Origin of the sequence: Flavobacterium sp. CF136, from assembly GCF_000282055.1 — a bacterium.
Classification (GTDB): Bacteria; Bacteroidota; Bacteroidia; order Flavobacteriales; family Flavobacteriaceae; genus Flavobacterium.
In genome coordinates, this window is record NZ_AKJZ01000111.1 from 23,301 (window position 1) to 44,548 (window position 21,248).

18 protein-coding genes are annotated in these 21,248 nt (G+C 32.9%); 5 read left to right on the forward strand and 13 right to left on the reverse strand.

What is annotated here, in order from left to right; translation table 11 throughout:
- Position 1: 1 nt before the first annotated feature.
- The 5 genes from PMI10_RS21390 to PMI10_RS21410 all read right to left on the reverse strand — a co-directional run bounded on the left by PMI10_RS21390 (position 2) and on the right by PMI10_RS21410 (position 5,664).
- Positions 2 to 1,438 (reverse strand): glycosyltransferase family 2 protein, encoded by a 1,437-nt coding sequence (locus PMI10_RS21390; protein ID WP_007811792.1) that lies wholly within the window; start codon positions 1,436 to 1,438, stop codon positions 2 to 4.
- Positions 1,435 to 2,400, reverse strand: coding sequence for a HEAT repeat domain-containing protein (locus PMI10_RS21395; protein WP_035632589.1), 966 nt, complete (start codon positions 2,398 to 2,400; stop codon positions 1,435 to 1,437). Before PMI10_RS21395 ends, PMI10_RS21390 begins: the two co-directional genes overlap by 4 nt.
- A 147-nt stretch (positions 2,401 to 2,547) precedes the next feature.
- Positions 2,548 to 3,312 (reverse strand): TIGR02757 family protein, encoded by a 765-nt coding sequence (locus tag PMI10_RS21400; RefSeq protein ID WP_007811797.1) that lies wholly within the window; start codon positions 3,310 to 3,312, stop codon positions 2,548 to 2,550.
- Positions 3,299 to 4,999, reverse strand: coding sequence for an LIC_10190 family membrane protein (locus PMI10_RS21405; RefSeq protein ID WP_007811799.1), 1,701 nt, complete (start codon positions 4,997 to 4,999; stop codon positions 3,299 to 3,301). Before PMI10_RS21405 ends, PMI10_RS21400 begins: the two co-directional genes overlap by 14 nt.
- Complete coding sequence (locus PMI10_RS21410; RefSeq protein ID WP_007811801.1) at positions 4,999 to 5,664, reverse strand: ABC transporter ATP-binding protein; 666 nt, start codon at positions 5,662 to 5,664, stop codon at positions 4,999 to 5,001. The genes PMI10_RS21405 and PMI10_RS21410 overlap by 1 nt, the downstream gene beginning before the upstream one ends.
- A gap of 132 nt (positions 5,665 to 5,796) precedes the next feature.
- On the opposite strand from PMI10_RS21410, the gene PMI10_RS21415 reads away from it, so the two are divergent.
- Both PMI10_RS21415 and PMI10_RS21420 read left to right on the forward strand, forming a co-directional pair.
- The gene (locus tag PMI10_RS21415; protein WP_007811802.1) at positions 5,797 to 6,513 is read left to right on the forward strand and encodes a phosphodiester glycosidase family protein; all 717 of its coding nucleotides are present in this window, start codon (positions 5,797 to 5,799) and stop codon (positions 6,511 to 6,513) included.
- A 13-nt stretch (positions 6,514 to 6,526) separates the two neighbouring features.
- Positions 6,527 to 6,829: a hypothetical protein gene (locus PMI10_RS21420; RefSeq protein WP_007811804.1), complete on the forward strand. Its 303-nt coding sequence runs from the start codon at positions 6,527 to 6,529 to the stop codon at positions 6,827 to 6,829.
- A gap of 127 nt (positions 6,830 to 6,956) precedes the next feature.
- Here PMI10_RS21420 and PMI10_RS21425 read toward each other — a convergent pair whose 3' ends face one another.
- The 7 genes from PMI10_RS21425 to PMI10_RS21455 form a co-directional block, all read right to left on the reverse strand.
- Positions 6,957 to 9,701: a T9SS type A sorting domain-containing protein gene (locus tag PMI10_RS21425; protein WP_238539495.1), complete on the reverse strand. Its 2,745-nt coding sequence runs from the start codon at positions 9,699 to 9,701 to the stop codon at positions 6,957 to 6,959.
- Between the two features lie 373 nt (positions 9,702 to 10,074).
- The gene (locus tag PMI10_RS21430) at positions 10,075 to 10,377 is read right to left on the reverse strand and encodes a DUF6787 family protein (protein ID WP_007811808.1); all 303 of its coding nucleotides are present in this window, start codon (positions 10,375 to 10,377) and stop codon (positions 10,075 to 10,077) included.
- Between the two features lie 32 nt (positions 10,378 to 10,409).
- On the reverse strand, positions 10,410 to 10,844 hold the full coding sequence (locus PMI10_RS21435) for a DUF6146 family protein (RefSeq protein WP_007811811.1): 435 nt from the start codon (positions 10,842 to 10,844) through the stop codon (positions 10,410 to 10,412).
- Positions 10,845 to 11,000: 156 nt separating this feature from the next.
- Positions 11,001 to 11,561, reverse strand: coding sequence for a DUF937 domain-containing protein (locus tag PMI10_RS21440; protein ID WP_007811813.1), 561 nt, complete (start codon positions 11,559 to 11,561; stop codon positions 11,001 to 11,003).
- Between the two features lie 102 nt (positions 11,562 to 11,663).
- Positions 11,664 to 12,614, reverse strand: coding sequence for a D-2-hydroxyacid dehydrogenase (locus tag PMI10_RS21445; protein WP_007811815.1), 951 nt, complete (start codon positions 12,612 to 12,614; stop codon positions 11,664 to 11,666).
- Positions 12,615 to 12,834: 220 nt separating this feature from the next.
- The gene (gene serC, locus PMI10_RS21450; protein WP_007811817.1) at positions 12,835 to 13,905 is read right to left on the reverse strand and encodes a 3-phosphoserine/phosphohydroxythreonine transaminase; all 1,071 of its coding nucleotides are present in this window, start codon (positions 13,903 to 13,905) and stop codon (positions 12,835 to 12,837) included.
- Between the two features lie 97 nt (positions 13,906 to 14,002).
- Positions 14,003 to 15,073 carry an acyl-CoA reductase gene (locus PMI10_RS21455; RefSeq protein WP_007811819.1) on the reverse strand — a complete coding sequence of 357 codons (1,071 nt, stop codon included), beginning with the start codon at positions 15,071 to 15,073 and terminating at the stop codon, positions 14,003 to 14,005.
- 127 nt (positions 15,074 to 15,200) lie between these two features.
- On the opposite strand from PMI10_RS21455, the gene PMI10_RS21460 reads away from it, so the two are divergent.
- Both PMI10_RS21460 and PMI10_RS21465 read left to right on the forward strand, forming a co-directional pair.
- Positions 15,201 to 15,551 (forward strand): 4Fe-4S dicluster domain-containing protein, encoded by a 351-nt coding sequence (locus tag PMI10_RS21460; RefSeq protein WP_007811821.1) that lies wholly within the window; start codon positions 15,201 to 15,203, stop codon positions 15,549 to 15,551.
- 170 nt (positions 15,552 to 15,721) lie between these two features.
- Positions 15,722 to 16,888 carry a hypothetical protein gene (locus tag PMI10_RS21465; RefSeq protein ID WP_007811822.1) on the forward strand — a complete coding sequence of 389 codons (1,167 nt, stop codon included), beginning with the start codon at positions 15,722 to 15,724 and terminating at the stop codon, positions 16,886 to 16,888.
- A 147-nt stretch (positions 16,889 to 17,035) separates the two neighbouring features.
- Here PMI10_RS21465 and PMI10_RS21470 read toward each other — a convergent pair whose 3' ends face one another.
- Positions 17,036 to 19,672: a TonB-dependent receptor gene (locus PMI10_RS21470; protein ID WP_007811824.1), complete on the reverse strand. Its 2,637-nt coding sequence runs from the start codon at positions 19,670 to 19,672 to the stop codon at positions 17,036 to 17,038.
- Positions 19,673 to 19,993: 321 nt separating this feature from the next.
- Here PMI10_RS21470 and ychF point away from each other — a divergent pair, with 321 nt between their 5' ends.
- Complete coding sequence (gene ychF, locus PMI10_RS21475) at positions 19,994 to 21,088, forward strand: redox-regulated ATPase YchF (protein WP_007811826.1); 1,095 nt, start codon at positions 19,994 to 19,996, stop codon at positions 21,086 to 21,088.
- The last annotated feature ends 160 nt before the right edge of the window (positions 21,089 to 21,248 follow it).

The following is a 21,248-nucleotide window of genomic DNA, read 5'->3' on the forward strand; positions in this document are numbered from 1 at the left end:
TTTATATTTTTTTAGAAGCAGTAAATCCTTTTCGGGTCATCACGCCCCAGCTTTGTTCTTTTTGATTAAAAAAATGCCAATACCCTTTTAGTGAGGCATAAACACAAATAGGATGATAAACAATAGGTTCTATAATTGCCATTAGTACCAAAATCATTAATTCTTTCAAATTATCGTAATTTTTATATAAAATTTCATCTATAAATATGGATACCAGAGTGATCAATAAATAAAATAAATATATTGCCAGGGTAGCCCAAAACAGGAAATTCATATTGATAAAATGAAATATAAAAGCAATTATAATGGTAATCAGACCTATTACCTCAATAATTGGGACCATAAATTCAAACCAAAAAAAATAGGGCAGGATTAAAAATGCAGTTTTGCCATATTTTAATTTAAAAAACATGTTACGATGTAAATATAAAGTTTGTATCAGGCCTCTGGCCCAGCGAACACGCTGTCTTAACAAAATTTCTTTTGTAGACGGAACTTCTGTCCAGCATAATGATTCCGGAATATATTTAATTAAGAATTTTTGATGTGTGTCATACATGTATTTTCGCATACGGGTAATGAGTTCCATGTCCTCACCAAGTGATTTATGCCAATAACCGCCTGCTTTTATGGCGATTTCTTTATCAAACATTCCTAATCCTCCGGAAACTAATAATAAGCCGTTTATTTTACTCCATGCCATTCTCCCAAATAAAAAGGCCCTTACATATTCTAATTCCTGAAATCTGGGATACCATTCTTTTGGGAAATGTATTTTGACCAGAAAGCCTTCTTTTACTTCGCAAGAGTTTGAAATTCTGATTCCGGCACCAGTTGCAATAACTCGTTTGCTATGTTCCATAAATGGTTTTGCCAGTTTTAAAATAGTTTCCTGCTTCAAAATACAATCCACGTCAGTACATAAAAACAAAGGGTAGTTTGATGAATTGATTCCTGCGTTTGAGGCATCGGCTTTACTTTTTCCGTTTTCTTTGTCGACAACCAATAGTTTCGAGTAAATTGGGTTTTTTGATTTATAATGACCCCGGACCTTTTTGGTTGGGATGTGTTCCTGATAATAAAAATTAACCTTTACCAGTTCGAATTCGGTTATGAGTTTTTCGAGTGTGTCATCTGTACTGCCGTCATTTACAATTATAACTTCATATTTTGGATAAGTCAGGGACAATAATGAACGCACATTGTACACAATATTTACACCTTCATTAAAAGCAGGGGCAATAACAGAAACGCCTGTTAAATAATTTGATTTAAATAAAGTCTCTTCTTCTAAATATTTTTGAAATCGCAAGTGTTTTAAAATAGCTGAATACGATAAAATAGCCAGAATAATATAAAACAGAATATAAATTCCGGAAAACACCGAAATAAATATTTCATATGCACTTATACAGTATTTTAGAATTTCTACTATCATACAATATAAATATCGTTTATATGATTTAACATACGGAGTGTATCATTGTCGTTTAAGCTTAATTTTTCGGCAGTTTTTTTGTCAATACTGTTTAATGCATCTACTGCATACATTTTTATGGTTTTATTGGTTTCGTATAAAGTTAATTGCTCTAAAAATAATACTGATTTTTCCCCTCCAATTACTTTTAAACTTCTTAAAATTTCTTTTTTATTGTTATCATTATCATGTAAGTAGATAGAAATTAATCCCGTTTCCGCATTTTCAAAATATAATGCCCGACAGGCTAAGATGGCTTCATATCTTAAAATGTCATCTTCAGAGTTTAATAGTTCTGTAATTTTTTCTTCCTGATTGGCATAATTGTAAAAAACCATTGTTTTAATGCCTAACCGTACCACGGATTTATTTTCTGAAATTAACCATTCATCAATGTTTTTTGGCAATTTTATTTTTTTTATATGCAGGAGATCCATCAATTTAATAATGTTTAACAACGAAATTTTTGTCGGAATATTTGCAAGCTGCTCTACTTTGCCTTCGACCAATGACAAATAGCAGGCATACGCATTAGAGCGAATAATTCTGTCAGGATGTGTTAAATAAGGTTTTATTAATTTTTTGGCTGGTTTGAAATCGATATGCTGAAATTGATAAAACCCTTCACATTTTTGATAATACCTTAAGTCTGCAACCAATCGGGCAGAGTAAAAATGTAATTTCAGTTTTTTGTATAATGCTATAATTATTGGACTTGACTCTCCTTTCAGGTTTTTTTTAAAGCGGATCATTTCATTGATGACAATTTTCTTGCACCAGTTTTTATGTAACGGTATTTTACTTTTTAGTTCGGTAATTTTCTCTTCGATTTTCTCTTTATTATTTTTTTCAAAAATTAAGGAAGCTAAAAACAGATAGGTATTTTGAATTATAAACTGTTTTTTTTTATTGAAGTTATGCATAATTAAGCGTTTACTCCACATTAAAACAACCAGAATAATAAGGCAGATTAGAAGTGAGGGGACAACATAAAATTTTAAAAATTCAAAAATCGTAATCATATACACTGAATTTGTAATTAAAGTACGATTTTTTTTCGGATTTGGTTGTTAAAATCCTTCAAAAACTCCTAAGCCGAATAATGCAAAGTCGTATTTTACAGGATCATCAGCATCCATTTCCCGAAGTTTGAGGTCTAATTCAGCTAATGCTTTTCCATCATTTTGTTTGCGTGTAAGTAATCCTAATTTACGTGCTACATTGCCGGAATGAACATCCAGAGGGCAAGACAGAATGGCTGGCGGAATGTTTTTCCAGATACCCAAATCAACACCTTTTGTATCCTGGCGGATCATCCATCGAAGGTACATGTTGATTCTCTTTGCTGCAGAATTATTTAAAGGATCCGAAATGTGTTTCTGGGTTCTGGGTAAATGATCGATTTCAAAAAATATTTTTTTAAACTCATGAATGCTTTTCTGTAAGCTGTTATTTTCCTGATTTTTCGAAAAGACTGCTTCCAGTCCGTTGTAGTTTTTATAAATATGCTGCAATCCTTTTATAAAACCTGCAAAATCTTTACCATTGAAAGTGCGATGTACAAAATTTTCTAACCGTGCCAGATCTTCATCAGAATGTGACATGACAAAATCATAAGGAGTATTCCCCATCAAATTCATCATCTGATGTGAATTTTTAATAATCATTTTACGATTTCCCCAGGCAATTGTTGCACTTAAAAAACCGGCAATTTCAATATCTTCCTTTTGAGAAAACAAATGCGGGATCTGAACGGGATCGCTCTCAATAAAATCCAGATTATTATATTGAGCGACCTTTTCGTCGAGAAATTCTTTGAGTTCAGTTTGATTCATTTGATATATTTTTGGAGTAGAAGCCGTCTTTTAAATTCGTAGTTCGCATTTGAGGCTTTATTTTGTAATACATCTCAAAATACTTTATTTGTTCTTTATTGACACAAGGCAGTTCTCCATCACCAGTTCCCCAAAAGAAAACGTTGTTAATGGGAGAATTGTATTGTAAGTTACCATTTTTTATGATTTCATAATCATTGTCAAACTTGCTGTTTTTATATGGGAAAATTATTTCGTTTAAAGAAAATGTACTATTTTTTTTTAAATGAATATTACTTGTAAAAAGACTTAAATTAAAAGGAATCATTGTAAGTATTGTCAAAATCAATAATGATAAATAGAGAGAGACTAGGATTTTTCTTTTAGTATTAAGAATAGAGGCAGCGATTAAAAAACTGAATAATAATATAGCATTTATAAAAAAACGATATTGAGGTGAAGACAAAAACAGCAATATCATTTGCGAAAACAGTATTCCGTATAAAATCCAAAATGACTTTTTATTGAAAAATTTAAATATGAAAACCGGAATTACTGCCAGAAGAAATAAAATAGCTTTATTAAACATACCATGCAGGCCAGATCGTGAAATCCATACTTTAAAGATCTCGAATGTATTCAGGCTATTATATTGATTTTCGGTTAATGAAAAAGCCGCTCTTTTGGTTTCATCATAATAAAAATGCGCCATTGGGGCCGGGATTTGAAAATCGAATGAAAATGGGTTAAATACTGATGGGAATAAAGGATAACCGCTGGTAATGGTATTTTTTATTAAAAAAAGAGATAATACTAATAAACTGATAATTAGTGGTTGGGTAATTTTTTGAATTAAAATTTTATAATGTTTTATAAATAATACAAGTATAATCAATACAAGAATGATGGAAGTTGTTTTTATAAATATTGTAAAGAGAATCAGAATAGTAATAAGATTAAATGTTTCCGAATCTAGTTTTTCATAGTGATTTACGAATTTAAAAAAGATAATTAAGGATAAAATATAAACAGGCAAATCAGGGGATGGTGTGCTGATAAAAGTGAATAAAAAGATATTAACCAACGGCAGGAAACCAATAATAAGATGGTTAGTTTCATTATTTTTAAAGTAACTATTGAGATGAAGAAAAGCGTATATATTACCGAGTAAAAGACAAAAACCACTTAAGTCATTAAATTTATTATACAGGAAAGAAAAATTAAATACGCTTTGTGTAATATGCCAGCCGCTTGTTTGCCCTAAAAATAAATGCAGGTTTGCTACACCTTTTACTAAACCATATTCGTTTATCCATTTTATGGTCTGAATATAGTATGATTCATTGTCAATGATATAAGGAATTGAGGCGCATTGAGCCAGAATTAAAATGAAAATAAAGGGTAAAGCTATTTTTAAAGAAAGCGTTAAAGCTTTTAATTCCAGGAAAAAAGATTTATATAGTATCTGAATTTCATTTTTAAACCTAAGATAAATTCCAATATTGAGAATTAAAAAGATGAGATGAAATTCAATATTAATTCTTCCAAAAACAGCCCAAATACTTGCAAAGACAGTAGTTGTAAAAAGCCCAAGAATTGAGAAAATAACAAAATTTGAATTTTTTAGTTCGAGCTTTTTATTGGTATAAAAACCAATATTGATAGTTGAGAAAACGACATAAATCCAACTTAAAAGAATTAAAATCATTATGATATTATTTGTCCGTCTGACATGACTAATTTTCTATCGGCCATATTAGCCAGTTCTTCATTATGAGTCACGATTACGAAGGTCTGTCCGAATTCATCGCGGAGCTGAAAAAATAACTGATGTAAATTTTCGGCAGAATGTGTGTCCAGGTTTCCGGAAGGCTCATCGGCAAAAATCACATCCGGTTTATTGATTAAAGCCCTGGCTACGGCAACACGTTGCTGCTCTCCGCCCGAAAGTTCGTTTGGTTTGTGATTGATCCTGTGTGATAATCCTAAATAATCTAATAGTTTTTTAGCTTCAGCCTCAGTTTCAGATGGTTTTTTTCCTGCAATATAAGCAGGGATGCAAACATTTTCAAGAGCGGTAAATTCAGGTAAAAGCTGGTGAAACTGAAATATAAATCCCAAATTCAGGTTTCTGAATTTTGACAGGGATTTGTCATTTAATCCTAAAACATTTTCTCCGTTTATTGTCAGAGAAGTTTCAGTATTTGATTTTGCAGGTTGGTCCAGAGTGCCTAAAATTTGTAATAAAGTTGTTTTTCCAGCACCGGAAGCGCCTACAATTGAAACAATTTCCCCTTTCTTAATATGTAAATCAACTCCTTTTAACACCTGAAGCTGATCGTAGTATTTATGTATATTTTTTGCTTTTATCATTTGAAACTGTTTTTACAAAGAAACAAAGATTCTGCCGATATTAAAATGGGTTGTAACAGAATTTTAAGAAGAATGTCTGATTAAGAATTATTGAAAATTTTATTTTATATTTATTAAAAATAAGAAGAGAACATGAGATTAAAAATAGGGATTTCAACATTGGCAATTGTGATTTTTGCTCTTTTTATTAATGCAAAAAAATCTTCAGACGATCAATTTTTAGCCTATGTTGTTGATCCGAAAAAACAAGATTTGAAATTATTCTGGAAGAATGAAAAGGATCAGAATTTTGGAAGTATCCAAAATTTAAAACTTTGGATTGAAAAAAAGAATTTAAAACTTGTTTTCGCAATGAATGGCGGAATGTATAAAAAAGATAACTCGCCACAAGGGCTTTATATTGAAAAACAAAAGATATTATCTCCTTTGGATACTTCAAATGCACAAGGCAATTTCTATTTAAAACCTAACGGAGTATTTTATTTAACGACAGAAAATGTCCCTGAAATTTGTACAACCGAAATGTTTCATAACGATGGTAAAATTGCATATGCTACACAATCCGGCCCAATGCTAGTAATTGAAAATCAAATTCACCCTGCTTTTAAAGAAGGTTCTCCAAATTTGAATATAAGGAACGGAGTGGGAATTTTACCGAATGACAAAGTGGTCTTTGTTCTGTCGAAAAAGGAAATTAATTTTTATGATTTTGCAAAATATTTTAAGGAGTTAGGATGTAAAAATGCTTTGTATCTGGATGGATTTGTATCACGGGCCTATTTGCCTTCTGAAAATTGGATTCAGACTGATGGAAATTTTGGTGTATTATTTGCAGTAATAAGAAAATAAAAAATAATGAAAAATGGAAATACAGGAAATACCAGTTGTAAAAGACGAGAAATTAAAAAAACTATTTTTAGGATTGCTCTTTGACGGAATTGGAATGATTTCGTTTAGTATTCCGCTGTTAGGAGAGTTTTCAGATGTGATTTGGGCTCCCGTTGCTGCTTTTATTATGACCAGAATGTATAAAGGCAGAGTAGGTCGTGTAGCAAGTATTTTGACTTTTGTAGAAGAGATAATTCCATTTACAGATGTGATTCCATCCTTTACGATTACATGGATTTATACATATTATTTTCAAAAACAAAATAAGGTAATTTAATTTTTGAAGTATTTTCAGGAGTATTATTTAGTTGGTTTTAGCTTTCCTGTTAAAACAATTAATCATTAAATTTAAATACAAACGGCAACTCAAACAGTTGCCGTTTATATCAAAACTATGAAAAAACTTATTGCACTATAATCTTTTTTGTATGCAATATTTGTTTTGTTGCCGGATTTGAAACTTTTATGATAAAAACCCCTTTTGATTTTATATTAATGTTTTCCTGTGTTTTTCCGCTAATGTTTCTTTTAATTACTTCTTTACCTAAAACATCAAAGATTTTAAGTTCAGCATCACTGCAGTCATTTTCCATTAAAATTGAAAAAGAACCATTATTTGGTACAGGCCAAACTTTAAAAGAAGTATTTTCTTTATTTGGTTTTTCTACTGATAGATTAGAGCTGTATCCACTAACAATATTCACTTTGCGTGTCATAGTTCCGCCTTCATTATCAGTAACACTAAAATCAAAAGAACATAAACCTGCTGCTGTTGGTGTAAATTCGACAACATCTGAGTTAAGTGTCGTATTTCCGTTAACAATATTAGATAGAGAATAGCTAACGCCACTTGTAAAACCTCTCGAAAGTTTCTGGATATTAATGCTGATTTTATTTCCGGCAGGAGAATCATAATGAGGCAGAGACATCCATTGTAAATATTTGTCCAAATTAGTATATCCGTCTAAGTCAGCATCTGCATTGGCATCTGAAAAATCGCCTATACCAGAATTTGTATTTGTTCCAATAATCGTTTCCCACCAGTTAGGCAGACCGTCCTGATCAGTATCCCAATTTACATCTCTGGTTATTTCAGGATAGGATTCGTAACCACCAACATCAGATTCGTTATCCGGAAATCCGGGTTTATTGGTTACGCTTCCTCTATAAGTATAAGTTCCGTTTAACGTTTCTGTAATGATTCTTTGATCGTGATCGTCAAATTCCGGCTGTATACATCCAACATCAGAAAGTACAATTTTATAAGCATTTTTTGCAGATTGTGTAGTTACGTATGAAGGGAAGAATGGTGTACCAACAAAGTTATCGTAAGTATTAGTCGCTCCATTTTTATAGGTAGATCTTCTTCCAATAGTTTGATTATTTTCGTCAAAATAACCCGGCATCACATTTCCATTAAAATAACATTGCTGCATTCCTGTTCCGGTATTTTCGTTATCGGCACTAAATGCAACAAATATTTTGGACCCGGCACCTGGTTTGTAATAGTTGTTTACAAAATTGACTTCCTTGGTTCCGCCATCAGTTGTTCTGCTTCCCCAATTGTAAACTACATTATTGGTAATGTCCATTCTTCCGGCGTAAGCGCCACTTCCATCTAATCCGCCGCCAAGACTCCAGTTTCTTCCATAACAATGTGCTAAAAGATTGTGATGAAAACTTCCAATATCACCGCCTATAGTCGCTGCATAACCATGCTCAGTTCCGGCTGGATAATTTTGATGCCCTGCAGCATTTAATGCTTCTGATATTAATGTTCTTTGCAGTGTAATATTTTTACCTGAACGGGAACTAAAAGCTTCATCAATAGTCCAGCTGATAGAACAATGATCAATTATACTATTATCCGCGCCAGTTAATCCCATTCCGTCAAAAGTTGTTCCTCCTCCTAATCGAACCCTTACATTCTGAACGATAGCATCATTTCCTGTAATCCCAAAAGGCGCTTTACGAATACAAATTCCTTTTCCCGGAGCTGTCTGACCGGCAATGGTTACATAAGGCTGATTTGAAACCAAACGAGAATCTAGTTGGATAATTCCTGATGTGTTGAAAACAATGGTTCTTGGTCCGATATCGTTTGTAACGGCTTCACGCAAGCTTCCCGGGCCACTATCATTTAAATTGGTTACGGCTACTACTTTTCCACCTCTTCCTCCACGGGCAAATCGGCCATAACCTTCTGCATCAGGAAAAGCAAGCTGGGCAGGACGAAAACGCCATGTATTGCCTTTTATAATCTCGTTATTAGCCAAAATTTCATCAATACGCCAATAATAAGTTGCTCCGGTGTATAATCCATTTACAAGGTAAGAAGCATTTGCTTTTATTTGGTTGCCTTTGTATTCCGGTGATGAAGTTCCGGCAGCTTCCAGAGCAGCTAAATCAGTACCAAAATAAATATTGTGCGATACAGCATTAATTGCCGAAGTCCATGTTAATGTTTTGCTGCCTGAACTCAATTCTACGTGTTCATCATTATGTTTAGGCGAAGGATTTGTTGCCTGATTAAAAATATTAGGCGTGTTTAATTCAAATCCGTTCAGCATTACATTTTTATAAGTTTCAGTACCTGATGTTTCGGCAGCAAAAAGGATAATTACATCGGTTCCTGTTGTGGCCTGAAAGGTTAAGTAAGCCGATTTTGCATCTGCTGTTTTCAGTGCTCTCACACTTGGAATTAAATTATCGATTACCAGATTTCCATCTATCGATATATCAATTGGACTAAAAGTGTAAACAGGACTATCTACAGCATTTAAAAAAGCAAGGAGGGTATGAGTACCTGTTTCTAATCCGCTAATTCGTACTTCTATTTGCCCGCCTTCATTTGCAGTACCATTTTTTACAGTAAGTCCATCGCATACTAATCTGGCGTAACTAGGCGCCTGTATTCCGGTTTTATACCAATTGGTACCTAAAATATCTCCTTTATCACCAACTCTGGTTATGGTAAAGGTAACTCCGTTTTCAGTTCTGCTGGCTGTATTTGTGGTAATCACCCAAGGAATGTACCCAGGTTCACTTACTTCGGCTGATTGTCTTCCCGATTGATCAAAATCAATTTTTACTACCGGATTTTGGGCAAAAATATTTGTTGTTGACATTGTAAGGCAGACTATTGCCATTACGAACGAAAATTTCATAGAATTGTTAAACATTATACTGTGGTTTGGTTTAGTTAGTTAAAGATAAATCTTGTACTTGTAAAGATTAATAATCCTTAAAATAAAACTGTCCTGTACTATCCTGTGTGAATGGTGTTTTTGATAATGTATGTCGGTTATTTTTTTGTATAATGTAAATTTATTCTTAAAAAAATACAGATTATTAGTTTATATTGAAAAAAATATGAGTGTTGCTATTTTCTGTGTTTAAGGTATAATCAATTAATCGGAATGTATAAAGACCGATTAGGTAACAGAAAATGTTTTAAAGATTTTTTAGAAGAAATAACTCTCTTTTGAGGCTTATTTAGCTTAAATAGGAAAATGGAAAAAATTAATTTTTAAATAAAAATCCTAGTCCCATACTTTTAAGCATCTTTTTTTCGAAGTTCCAAAAAAAACGAAATTGTCCAAAAACAGCCCCAATAGCAACCAACAGAACCTGGTAAATAGGGAAAATAATTAATAATCGAATAAGGGTAAACCATCCGCCAAAATCATTTTTGGTAATATTCAGCCATTCACAAAAAGGTCTGGACAACCATGCTGATGCCGATCCGGTGATGGCAAAAACAATAAATATGATGACAAATTGAAAATTAGAGGTAATGCCCCAGCGTTGCTTTAATCGATTCATTTTTATTTACAATGATTACAAATATAGTAACATTATCTGGAAGGAACATAGCCGCCTAATTTTTGTTTGTAAGTATTTTGAAAGTAAATCATGTAGTTATAGATAAGATAATTTACTTCGTAGCCATAATTTATTGTTGGATTGTAATTAATTGTCATTTCGTATAAAGCGGGATTGTAACGTTGCGGTTGTAAAACCCGATTATTCCACTCACTTACATACTGCTGATTTTTATTTTCAAGATAAGATTGAGAATGGTAATTTCGAGGGAAAGCCCTTGATGCCAGCCAGGTACTAAAACCATTATCAATTATAATTACTTCATATTCTAAAGAATCATTAGCAATTCTTACTGTATCGTTTACCGCTACATTATTATTTACAGGCTTATTATTTACACCTGTTTTAGTAGTTGTGCAGGCAATAATACTAAATAAAATTATAAGGATGTAAACAGTGTTTTTCATGACTTTTAATTTGAACATAAATTTACGAAAAAATACTGAGATACAAAGGTTTGTAAATTCAAAGGATCTGAGTTTTTTAAATAAAAAAAAGCTATTTACGTTTAAGTAAGCAGCTTTTATATTTTTTAGTTTAAACCTTGAATTTTTAAAGAAAATCTATCTCCCAAATAGTTTACCAATAAAACCTGAAATACCTCCTTTGCTTTTAGTTACTACCAAAACATCTGCTACATCAACTTTTCCGTCAGCATTTTGATCTAAGCCAAATTGCATTCCGTATTTAGAAATCGTATCCATAATTCCCGATGCCTGACCACTGTTTCCCGAAATAGAATTAATTATATCCGAAATCTGAAAACTGCCATCATTTGGGTCTTTTGCTTTATTTACTAAAGAATTTAAAACCTGCGGAATCATACTTGAAGCTACATTTGATGAATCTGTACTACTCAATCCGAATTTCTCACTAAGACTTCCTGTTAGTTGTTGCGATATTTGCTGAACTATCGGATTAGAATTATCTATAGGAGTACTTCCATTAAATAAACCAGCTAATTGTTCTCCGCCACCTTCCGAAGCAATTTTTTGCAATCCTGCAAATATTGAGTTACCGGTTTCGGCAACTACAGCTTCATTTTGCTCATTTGGGATAGCGCTGTTATTTACAACTGCATCGCCTCCGTATTGTTGGACTAATTGTGTTAATTGTTCAAACATGATTTAGATTTTTAGATTGGTAACTTCAAATTTAATGAAAAAAGAAAAGGGATTTATTAAACGTCGTTAATAAATCCCTTTTAAAGTATTAATTATAGTTAATTAGCTCAACAAAGTAATGATTTGTGATGCTAATTCAGTACCAATTCTATCTTGTGCTTCTCCTGTTGCAGCTCCAATGTGAGGAGTCAATGAAATTTTTGGGTGCATTAAGATTGTCATTTCCGGTTTTGGCTCGCTTTCAAAAACATCTAATCCGGCAAAAGCAACTTTTCCTGAATCTAATGCTTTAATTAAAGCAATTTCGTCAATAACACCACCGCGTGCACAGTTTACGATTCCAACGCCATTTTTCATGATTTCAAATTCTTTTTCACCAATGATGTAACCATCCTGAGCAGGAACGTGTAAGGTAATGAAATCCGATTCTTTTAATAAAGATTCGAATGACTGAGTAACGATAGTAGTTGTAACAGACTGACCGTCAAAAAACTCAACTTTAACATCTACTGTCGGAATAAAACTATCTGCAGCGATAACTTTCATACCTAAACCAAGAGCCATTTTTGCAGTAGCCTGACCAATACGGCCAATACCAACAATTCCTAATGTTTTGCCTCTTAATTCAACACCATTTGCATATGCTTTTTTCAAACCGTCAAAGTTTGAATCTCCTTCCAAAGGCATATTTCTGTTTGAATCATGTAAAAAACGAACACCCGAAAGTAAGTGTCCAAATACTAATTCGGCTACAGATTCAGATGAAGAAGCAGGCGTATTAATTACATGGATTCCTTTGCTTTTAGCGTAATCTACATCAATATTATCCATACCAACACCGCCACGACCAATAATTTTTAATCCGGGACAAGCATCAATAATATCTTTACGAACTTTGGTAGCACTACGTACCAAAACTACACTTACATTATTTTCGTTAACAAAATTAGCTACTTGTTCCTGTGCTACTTTTGTAGTTATAACTTCAAATCCACCTTTTTCTAAAGCTAGAATTCCACTTTTAGAAATCCCGTCATTCGCTAATACTTTCATTTTAGTTTATGTCTTTGCGAGGAACGAAGCAATCTCGTCCTCATAATTAATTTTTCTTTTTTTTGTTTAGAAGCTAATTCCCGCTATCCATTTCAATCTTTTATGTTTTAAAGAAAAACATAAAAGGATTTCCATTTCTATCGGGGCTAGGGCTCCGGTATTTAATTGATATTTTTTGCAAACTAAGTTTTCGGTTGATAACTGAAACTGTGACTGAAAACTATACTTTACTTTCCAAAGCTTTCATTACATCTACTAAAACCTGAACACTTTCGATAGGCATAGCATTATAAATAGAAGCTCTGTAACCACCAACAGAACGGTGTCCGGGCAATCCTGAAATCCCAGCCTCTTTCCACAATTTATCAAATGTTTCAGTATGGTCAGGGTTTGTTAGTAAGAAAGTCACATTCATATTCGAACGGTCTTCAACAGCTGCAGCACCTTTAAATAATGGGTTTCTGTCGATTTCAGCATATAATAAAGCAGCTTTTGCATTATTTAATTTTTCAACAGCAGCAACTCCGCCTTTTGCTTTAATCCATTGCATTGTTAATAACGAAACATAAACAGCAAAAACAGGTGGTGTATTGTACATACTTTCTGCTTTGATATGTTTGGCATAGTCCAACATACTAGGAATTGCTCTTCCGTTTTTTCCTAAAATTTCTTCTTTAACAACTACCAGAGTAGTTCCTGCAGGTCCCATATTTTTTTGAGCTCCGGCATAGATTAAATCAAATTTAGAAAAATCTAAATCACGTGAAAAAATATCAGAACTCATATCGCAAACCACTGGAATGTTCGTTGCCGGGAATTCTTTCATTTGTGTTCCAAAAATGGTGTTGTTACTTGTACAGTGAAAATAATCTGCATCAGCCGGTATTTCGTAACCTTTTGGAATATGGTTATAATTTTCTTCTTTTGAAGAAGCTACGATAACAGTCTCTCCAAAGAACTTTGCTTCTTTTATTGCTGCCGTAGCCCATGTTCCTGAATCTAAATAAGCTGCTTTTCCATTTTCTTTCAATAGATTGTACGGAGCCATTAAGAATGCTGTACTTGCTCCGCCTTGTAAAAATAAAGCTTGATATCCTTTGCCTTCAAGGCCTAATAATTCTAAAGCCAATGCACGTGCTTCGTCCATAACGGCAACGAAATCTTTGCTTCGGTGTGAAATTTCTAAAATTGATAATCCGGAATTGTTAAAATCTAAAATTGCTTTTGACGCTTTTTCAAAAACTTCCTGAGGTAAAATACTTGGCCCTGCGCTGTAGTTGTGTTTTTTCATGGTATAGTTAAAATAGTCCAAATTTTTAAAAACGCAAATTTCGGGAATACGAGCCGAAAAATCGTTAAATTATTCGCAATAATTATAAATTTTTAACCTATGTTATTAACAAAAACGATATAGTATCGGTATTGTCTGCATAATCCCATAATTTTGGAGATTGGGTTTGTCCAAATGAAATACTGTTTTTTATTAAATTATTACTTGCAATACACTGAATTTGTTCACTGTCGGCTTCAAGACGGTTTTGTAAATCTTCTATGTTATCATAAAATTCATAAAAAACACTCGAAATCGGAGAAGCATAACTGATATCTTCTTTAATTGTCAAAAAGCCATTATCTAACAATTTGAAATTACTCATCAAAAAGACCGCCTTATTGTAATCATAGTTATTGGCATATTTCTCATAATGAATAACATCCTGATATTTGAAAATAGCCTCAAAAAAAGTATCGAATTTATACCCTTTCGGAACAAAAAGCTTCGAAACATTTCGGCATCCCAAACCGAAATAGCGAAAAATATCCTCGCCTAAGGCTTCTAAATCTTCTTTTGTTTCCTGGCCGTTTAAAACAGCAACAGAATTTCTGTTTTTACGGATAATAGAAGGTTTATCTTTAAAATAATATTCAAAATAACGTGCAGTATTGTTGCTTCCGGTAGCAATCACAGTATCAAAATTTTCTAATTTTCCTTCCACGAAAGTGATCTTATCTTTTAAACTTTCATCAACGAAAATTAAATATTTAGCCAAAAAAGGCAATAAATGCTGATCGTTTGAAGACGTTTTTATTAAAGCTTTATTTCCGGTTATCAATACAGATAAAAAATCATGAAAGCCAACCAACGGAATATTTCCGGCTAAGATTAGTGCAACAGTTTTTTCCTTTTTGTTATCCTGAGTGGAGTCGAAGGAATAGGGTGAAAGCCATTTGTCAATGTTTTCTTCAGTCAGGGCATCTGCCCAGGATTTTATTGCAAAATATACTTGTTCCGGAGTATACCATCCGTTATGTGATTGCGAAAGCTGAATGAGTTTTATAAAATCATCAAAAAACAAGTCATTGCCTAAAACCGACTCATTTCTAGTGTTTTCTTCTTCAGAAAATTGACTTAAAAACAGGCCTAGTGCTATAAAAGATTGTTTTTTTTCGTTTTGTAACATAAGTAATTTGTTTATGAAAGGTTTTGATTGTAATTTTGCACAAAAATAAGCTATATTAAGTTATAAGGCAAAGCAGAATAAAATGTTTGTGAGATCTTATAATTTTTAACTCGTAACCAAGAATAAAATGGCAATAATTATAACCGACGAATGCATAAACTGTGGAGCTTGTGAACCAGAGTGCCCAAATACAGCAATTTATGAAGGAGCAGATGATTGGAGATATAAAGATGGAACAAGTCTTTCAGGAAAAGTAATTTTACCAGACGGAACTGAGGTTGATGCAGATGATGCACAAACACCAATTTCTGACGAAATATATTATATCGTTCCTGGAAAATGTACCGAATGTAAAGGGTTTCATGATGAACCTCAATGTGCTGCCGTATGTCCTGTTGATTGTTGTATACCAGATGATAATCACGTAGAAGATGAAGAAACCTTGTTGAGCAGACAAGCTTTTCTGCATAATGAATAATACATCGAACTTTTAAAAAATCAAAAAAATCCTGAGTATTGAGCTCAGGATTTTTTTTGATGATTAAATTTATTACATATTATGCTGGTATTTAATGATTTGTTGTAGTAAATTTAATTTTTTGATAATATTTTAATACTTTAGTCGGGAATTTCTATAATAATAATCTTATGAAAGGATTGATACTTTTGGTTACTGTATTCTTTAATGCGACCGTTTTTGCTCAAAGTACCGAGTATTCTATTGTTGTAAAAGATATAGATACACAGTTACCTATAGAAAATGTAACAGTGGTTATATTAAAAACCAAACAGATTTTATTAAGTAACGAGGATGGTAAAGTAACTTTTATATTAAACGGAGCTTCAAATGTTCAGGTTTCTGAGACAAATTATGAGGATTTAACGTTACGTTGGGCAGCTTTAAAAGAAAACGGGTTTGTAGTTTATTTAAAAAATAAAAATAATAAATTAGATGAAGTTGTTTTGTCTAAAGGATCCCCGCAAAAAATACTTCAAAAAATTATAGCTAATTCAATACAAAAACTGGCAATTTCCTGTCGTTTAAAAGTTTATGTAAGGGAATTTTTTCTGCTTGACAATAAATATTCCTATTATAATGACGGACTTGTAAATTTTCAATTTACTGTGAATCAAAAGAAAGCTAGTACAACATTATTAGTAGAGCAAAATCGATCTTATGGCTTATTGGAAACAGATGTAAGCGCTGATTTAAAGGGATATAATTTGAATAATATTATGGAAAATTATTTAAATTTAAAATATTTCCAGCCCATTTTAGATGCAAAAGCAAAGAAAGAATACGAGTTTAATGTAAAAGTACATCCTGTTAATAATGATTATTATGTAATGACTGTTACACCATTGCATGCATCCAGAGCTACAGCAGATAATTTTGAAATCGTTTATGACCCTGTAAAAAAATTAATTATAGAATTTACTATTGTGACCGCTCCGGAAAATATTGCTGAAATGGAAGAGAATACTAAAGTTGGTTTTAAGAACATCACAAGATCTACTGTAAAAGTAAATTACAGAGTAGATGGTTTAGATTATTATTTATTGAGTTCGAATGAAGAGATAGGTTATGATATTATTTTAAAAGATAAAACAAAAAAGAATATCCAGGTTCGAAATAATTTTATAACTACCGGTTTCAACAGACAAAAATTTACTTACAAGGAAAGTGATGTTTTTAAAGAGAAAACGCTTTTTAACAAAAAGAACAAGATTCTGACCAATTACTGGGATATTTCGGGATTTACAGCCACCGACGAAGAAAAAGCATTAATAAAAGCATTAGATTTTAATATGTAATTTAAAAAGAAAATAAAAAAATCCTGAGTTTGACGCTCAGGATTTTTATTTTAAATGTCAGGCTGAATTGAGGCCTTACTCTTATCACATACTTTTAATATCAAGCTGTCATTCGACTTTATTCAGGAAGCATAATAAGTAAGCTTCTTAAAAATTAAATCCAAGTCTTGCATAGTAGTAAGCTCCACTGAAACCCATTTGTACAGCGTCCCAGTATCCTCCTGCTTCAGTATTACCCTGTTCATCTTGTTTTGTTGGATAAACATTAAATAAGTTATTGCTTCCAACACTTAGTTTTAGGTTCTTTGTTAGTTTATAACCAATAGTTAAATCGGTAACTAATCTTGGATTGTAAACGTCATCTTCATCAGCATAATCTACCAAAACTACTTTGCTGAAACGAGTGAAAGCTAAACCGGCATCAAATTTATTTTTAGAATAGTTTAAGTTTAAACCAAATTTGCTGTCCGGAGCGGATGCCAATAAAAATGCTTTTTCACGTTTTCCGAAGAAAGTTGCTTCGTCCAGATTTCCATTTTTTACCTTATCAATTTTCATGTCATTGATATTTCCAACGAAAGTTGCGCCAAATTGTGATTCTCCAAATTTTTTCTTCCAGGCAAAAACTAAGTCCAATCCATGCGTATTGGTATCAACACCATTAGCAAAAAACTGCGCTTCAGCAACACCAAGATTTAAAGCACTTGCGTCAAAATACCCTGTAAGAACGATACGGTCTTTTACTTTAATATAATATCCATCAACTGTGGCTGTGAAATCTCCAAATGAAGCTGTAAATCCCAGAGAGGCATTTACAGCTTTCTCTTCGTTTAATTTCTGAATTCCAAATGCTTTTGTAACAGGACTGTTGTTAGGAGCAAGTAAAACTTCAGTTGCACCGCCAGCGTTGAAATTTGTAAAGCGTAAATTATAATAAATTTGAGCTAATGATGGTGCACGGAAACCGGTACTCAAAGATCCTCTAAAGTTAATATGTTCACCAGCCTTAACTCTGGCAGCTAATTTTCCGTTTACAGTACTTCCAAAATCGCTGTAATTTTCGAAACGAACAGCTCCACTCAATAAAAAGGCTTTTGTTATATCTAACTCAGCATCTGTATATAAAGACAAGTTAGTACGGCTTTTATCAACTTCGTTTGCAGGACTATACCCGGGAAAACCTTGTGAACCTCCTGGTCTTGCATTTCCACTAACAGGGTCTATTGGGGCATTTTGACTGGCAGGATCTGTAATGGGTCTTCCATCGGTGTCATAAGTAGCATAAGAACCTTCCTCTCCAGAAAAAATAGTGAATTTTTCAGTTCTGAATTCCGCTCCGAAAGCAATATTAAAACCGTTCATTACAGAATCATAGTTTTTAGAAAGGTCAAAATTCGTTGTGTTTTGAGTTAAACTATGCCCTCCGGCGTCAAATTCTGTTGGAGATTTGTCTTCAAGTGAGGCATTTATAGTTCCTTTTATAAAATAATGAAACATGTTTTTTCCAAATGTATTACTTATATCAACATTCCATCCGCTGACAGTTTTAGTTCTAAATCCTGCTGCAAGAGAATTGTCAGTAATGTTAGAGGTAATTCTTGGCGTATAACCACCGGGATAAACAGATTCTACAACTCTTTCACCATCATTTCTGGTAAAAGCATAGGCATCAGTATCTCTGTAATTTCTTCCTCCAAAAGCATAAAACTGAGTTTTATCAGAAATAGGGATTGCTAAATTTGCAAAGAGATTAAAACCTTCTATTCCGGCATCTCCAAAACCTTTTCTAAAGTCATAACTTGGTCTTAGTGTTTTGTTTTTATTGATATATTCTGTTGTGATATTAGCAAATCCCCCTTTATCACCAATGGTAACTCCATAGTTTGCGGCCACTTTTACAGATCCGCCATCAAAAGACTGGTCTTTTCCATAAGTATTTCCATTTCCATTTTGGTCTAGTCTAAAACCATCAGTATTTGGAGTTCCAGATAAAAAATCACCTTTTGCATTGGTATTAAAAACGCCATAAGTTACAGATCCGGTTAATTCATCAACAGTATCGTTTAAAACAATATTAATAACTCCTGCAATTGCATCAGAACCATATTGCGCTGCAGCACCATCCCTTAAAATCTCAATTCTTTTAATAGATGAAGCCGGAATTGCATTCAAATCGGTTCCAGTATTCCCACGGCCACGTGTTCCAAATAAATTAATAAGCGATGATTGGTGTCTTCTTTTTCCGTTAATTAAAACCAATGTCTGGTCTGGCCCCAAACCTCTCAACGAAGCAGGATCAACGTGATCGGCACCATCAGAGCCTGATTGTTTGTTAGCATTAAATGAAGGCGCGACGTATTGCAGTAATTCATTAATTTCTAGTTTTCCACTTTGTGTTGTTACATCTTTTACACTAATAATATCAATAGGAACTGCAGAATTGACAACAGTTCTTTTAGAATTTCTGGAACCTACAACTACAACATCATTCAAAACCTGACCACCATTTTCGTCTAAAATCAGATCAATTTTATCACTCACAGCTTGTCTTTCTACGGTTGAGTAGCCAACATAACTAAAAACTAATGTTGCTCCTTCTTTTACTTTTATAATATAGCCGCCTTCAAAATCTGTTGAAACTCCATTTGTAGTTCCTTTTTCAACAATATTCACTCCAGGCAGCGGTGCTCCTGCTTTATCTTTTACAACACCAGAAATTTCTTTTTGCGCAAAAAGAATAACAGTGTTTAATAGAAATAATAATAATAACGTAATCTTTTTCATAGTTTGTTTGGGTTTTGGTTTATTGTTTGTTCTGATTTGTAATAAAAGTAATATTTTTTAACAAAACCTTAATGAAAAGTTTAATTTTTTTTAAGAAGATACTTTAAAAAACATTAATCGTCATTTTTACTTCACTGACGAGCTATTAAATCTTATATTTGCAAAATTTTAAAGCTAAAAAATATCATTTCAATAGAAATAAAATATAAATAAATAAATCATATCCATTTATAGAGACTTCTATTCTGTAATAAGTTAGAAAGTTTTAATGGTAATACCTGATATATTTCAGGTTCAAATAAAAATAAATAGAAACAACAGATGAAAGCAGGAATTGTAGGATTACCAAATGTTGGAAAATCAACATTATTTAATTGTTTATCTAATGCAAAAGCGCAAAGTGCAAATTTTCCATTTTGTACAATTGAACCCAATATTGGTGTTGTAAATGTTCCGGATCCGAGAATTAACAAATTAGAAGAATTAGTAAAACCAGAGCGTGTACAAATGGCAACTGTTGATATTGTTGATATCGCAGGTTTAGTTAAAGGAGCAAGCAAAGGTGAAGGCCTTGGAAACCAATTTTTAGGAAACATTAGAGAGTGTAATGCTATTATTCACGTTTTGCGTTGTTTTGATAATGATAATATTGTACACGTTGACGGAAATGTAAATCCAATTCGTGATAAAGAAACGATTGATATCGAACTTCAGTTAAAGGATTTGGAAACCGTTGAAAAACGTTTGGAAAAAGTAAATCGTGCTGCCAAAACGGGAAATAAGGAAGCACAAACTGAAAAAGCACTTTTAGACAGAATCAGAGAGGCATTATTACAGGCTAAGTCGGCTCGTACTATTGTTCCGCAAAGTAATGATGAGGAAGTTTTAATGGAGTCTTTTCAGTTGATTACTGCAAAACCGGTATTATATGTTTGCAATGTTGATGAAAATTCAGCTGTAAACGGAAACAAATATGTAGATCAGGTTCGTGAATTGGTAAAAGACGAAGATGCTGAAGTTATCATACTTTCAGTAGGAGCAGAGGCTGATATTACGGAATTGGAAAGCTATGAAGAACGTCAGGTTTTCCTTGAAGATATGGGCTTGACAGAACCGGGAGCATCGGTTTTAATCCGCGCGGCTTATAAATTATTGAAACAGCAGACTTATTTCACAGCAGGAGTAAAAGAAGTTCGTGCCTGGACAATCAACATCGGTTCTACAGCACCACAAGCAGCCGGAGTTATCCACACCGATTTTGAAAAAGGATTCATTCGTGCCGAAGTAATTTCATATGAAGATTATGTTCACTACGGATCAGAAGCAAAAGCAAAAGAAGCAGGAAAATTTAAAGTTGAAGGAAAAGAATATATTGTAAAAGATGGAGATGTAATGCATTTCCGTTTTAACGTATAGTTTCTTGGAATAAAGAATAAAGAATAAAGAGAATAGACTAAACTGCTGGAGAAATTCAGCAGTTTTTTTATGCTTAAAAACTAAGATTTTTATTCTCAGGCTGATCGGAGTCGAAGCCCTTCAAAGTACAACAAGCCTTGGTAAGTTTATCCTGAGCGAA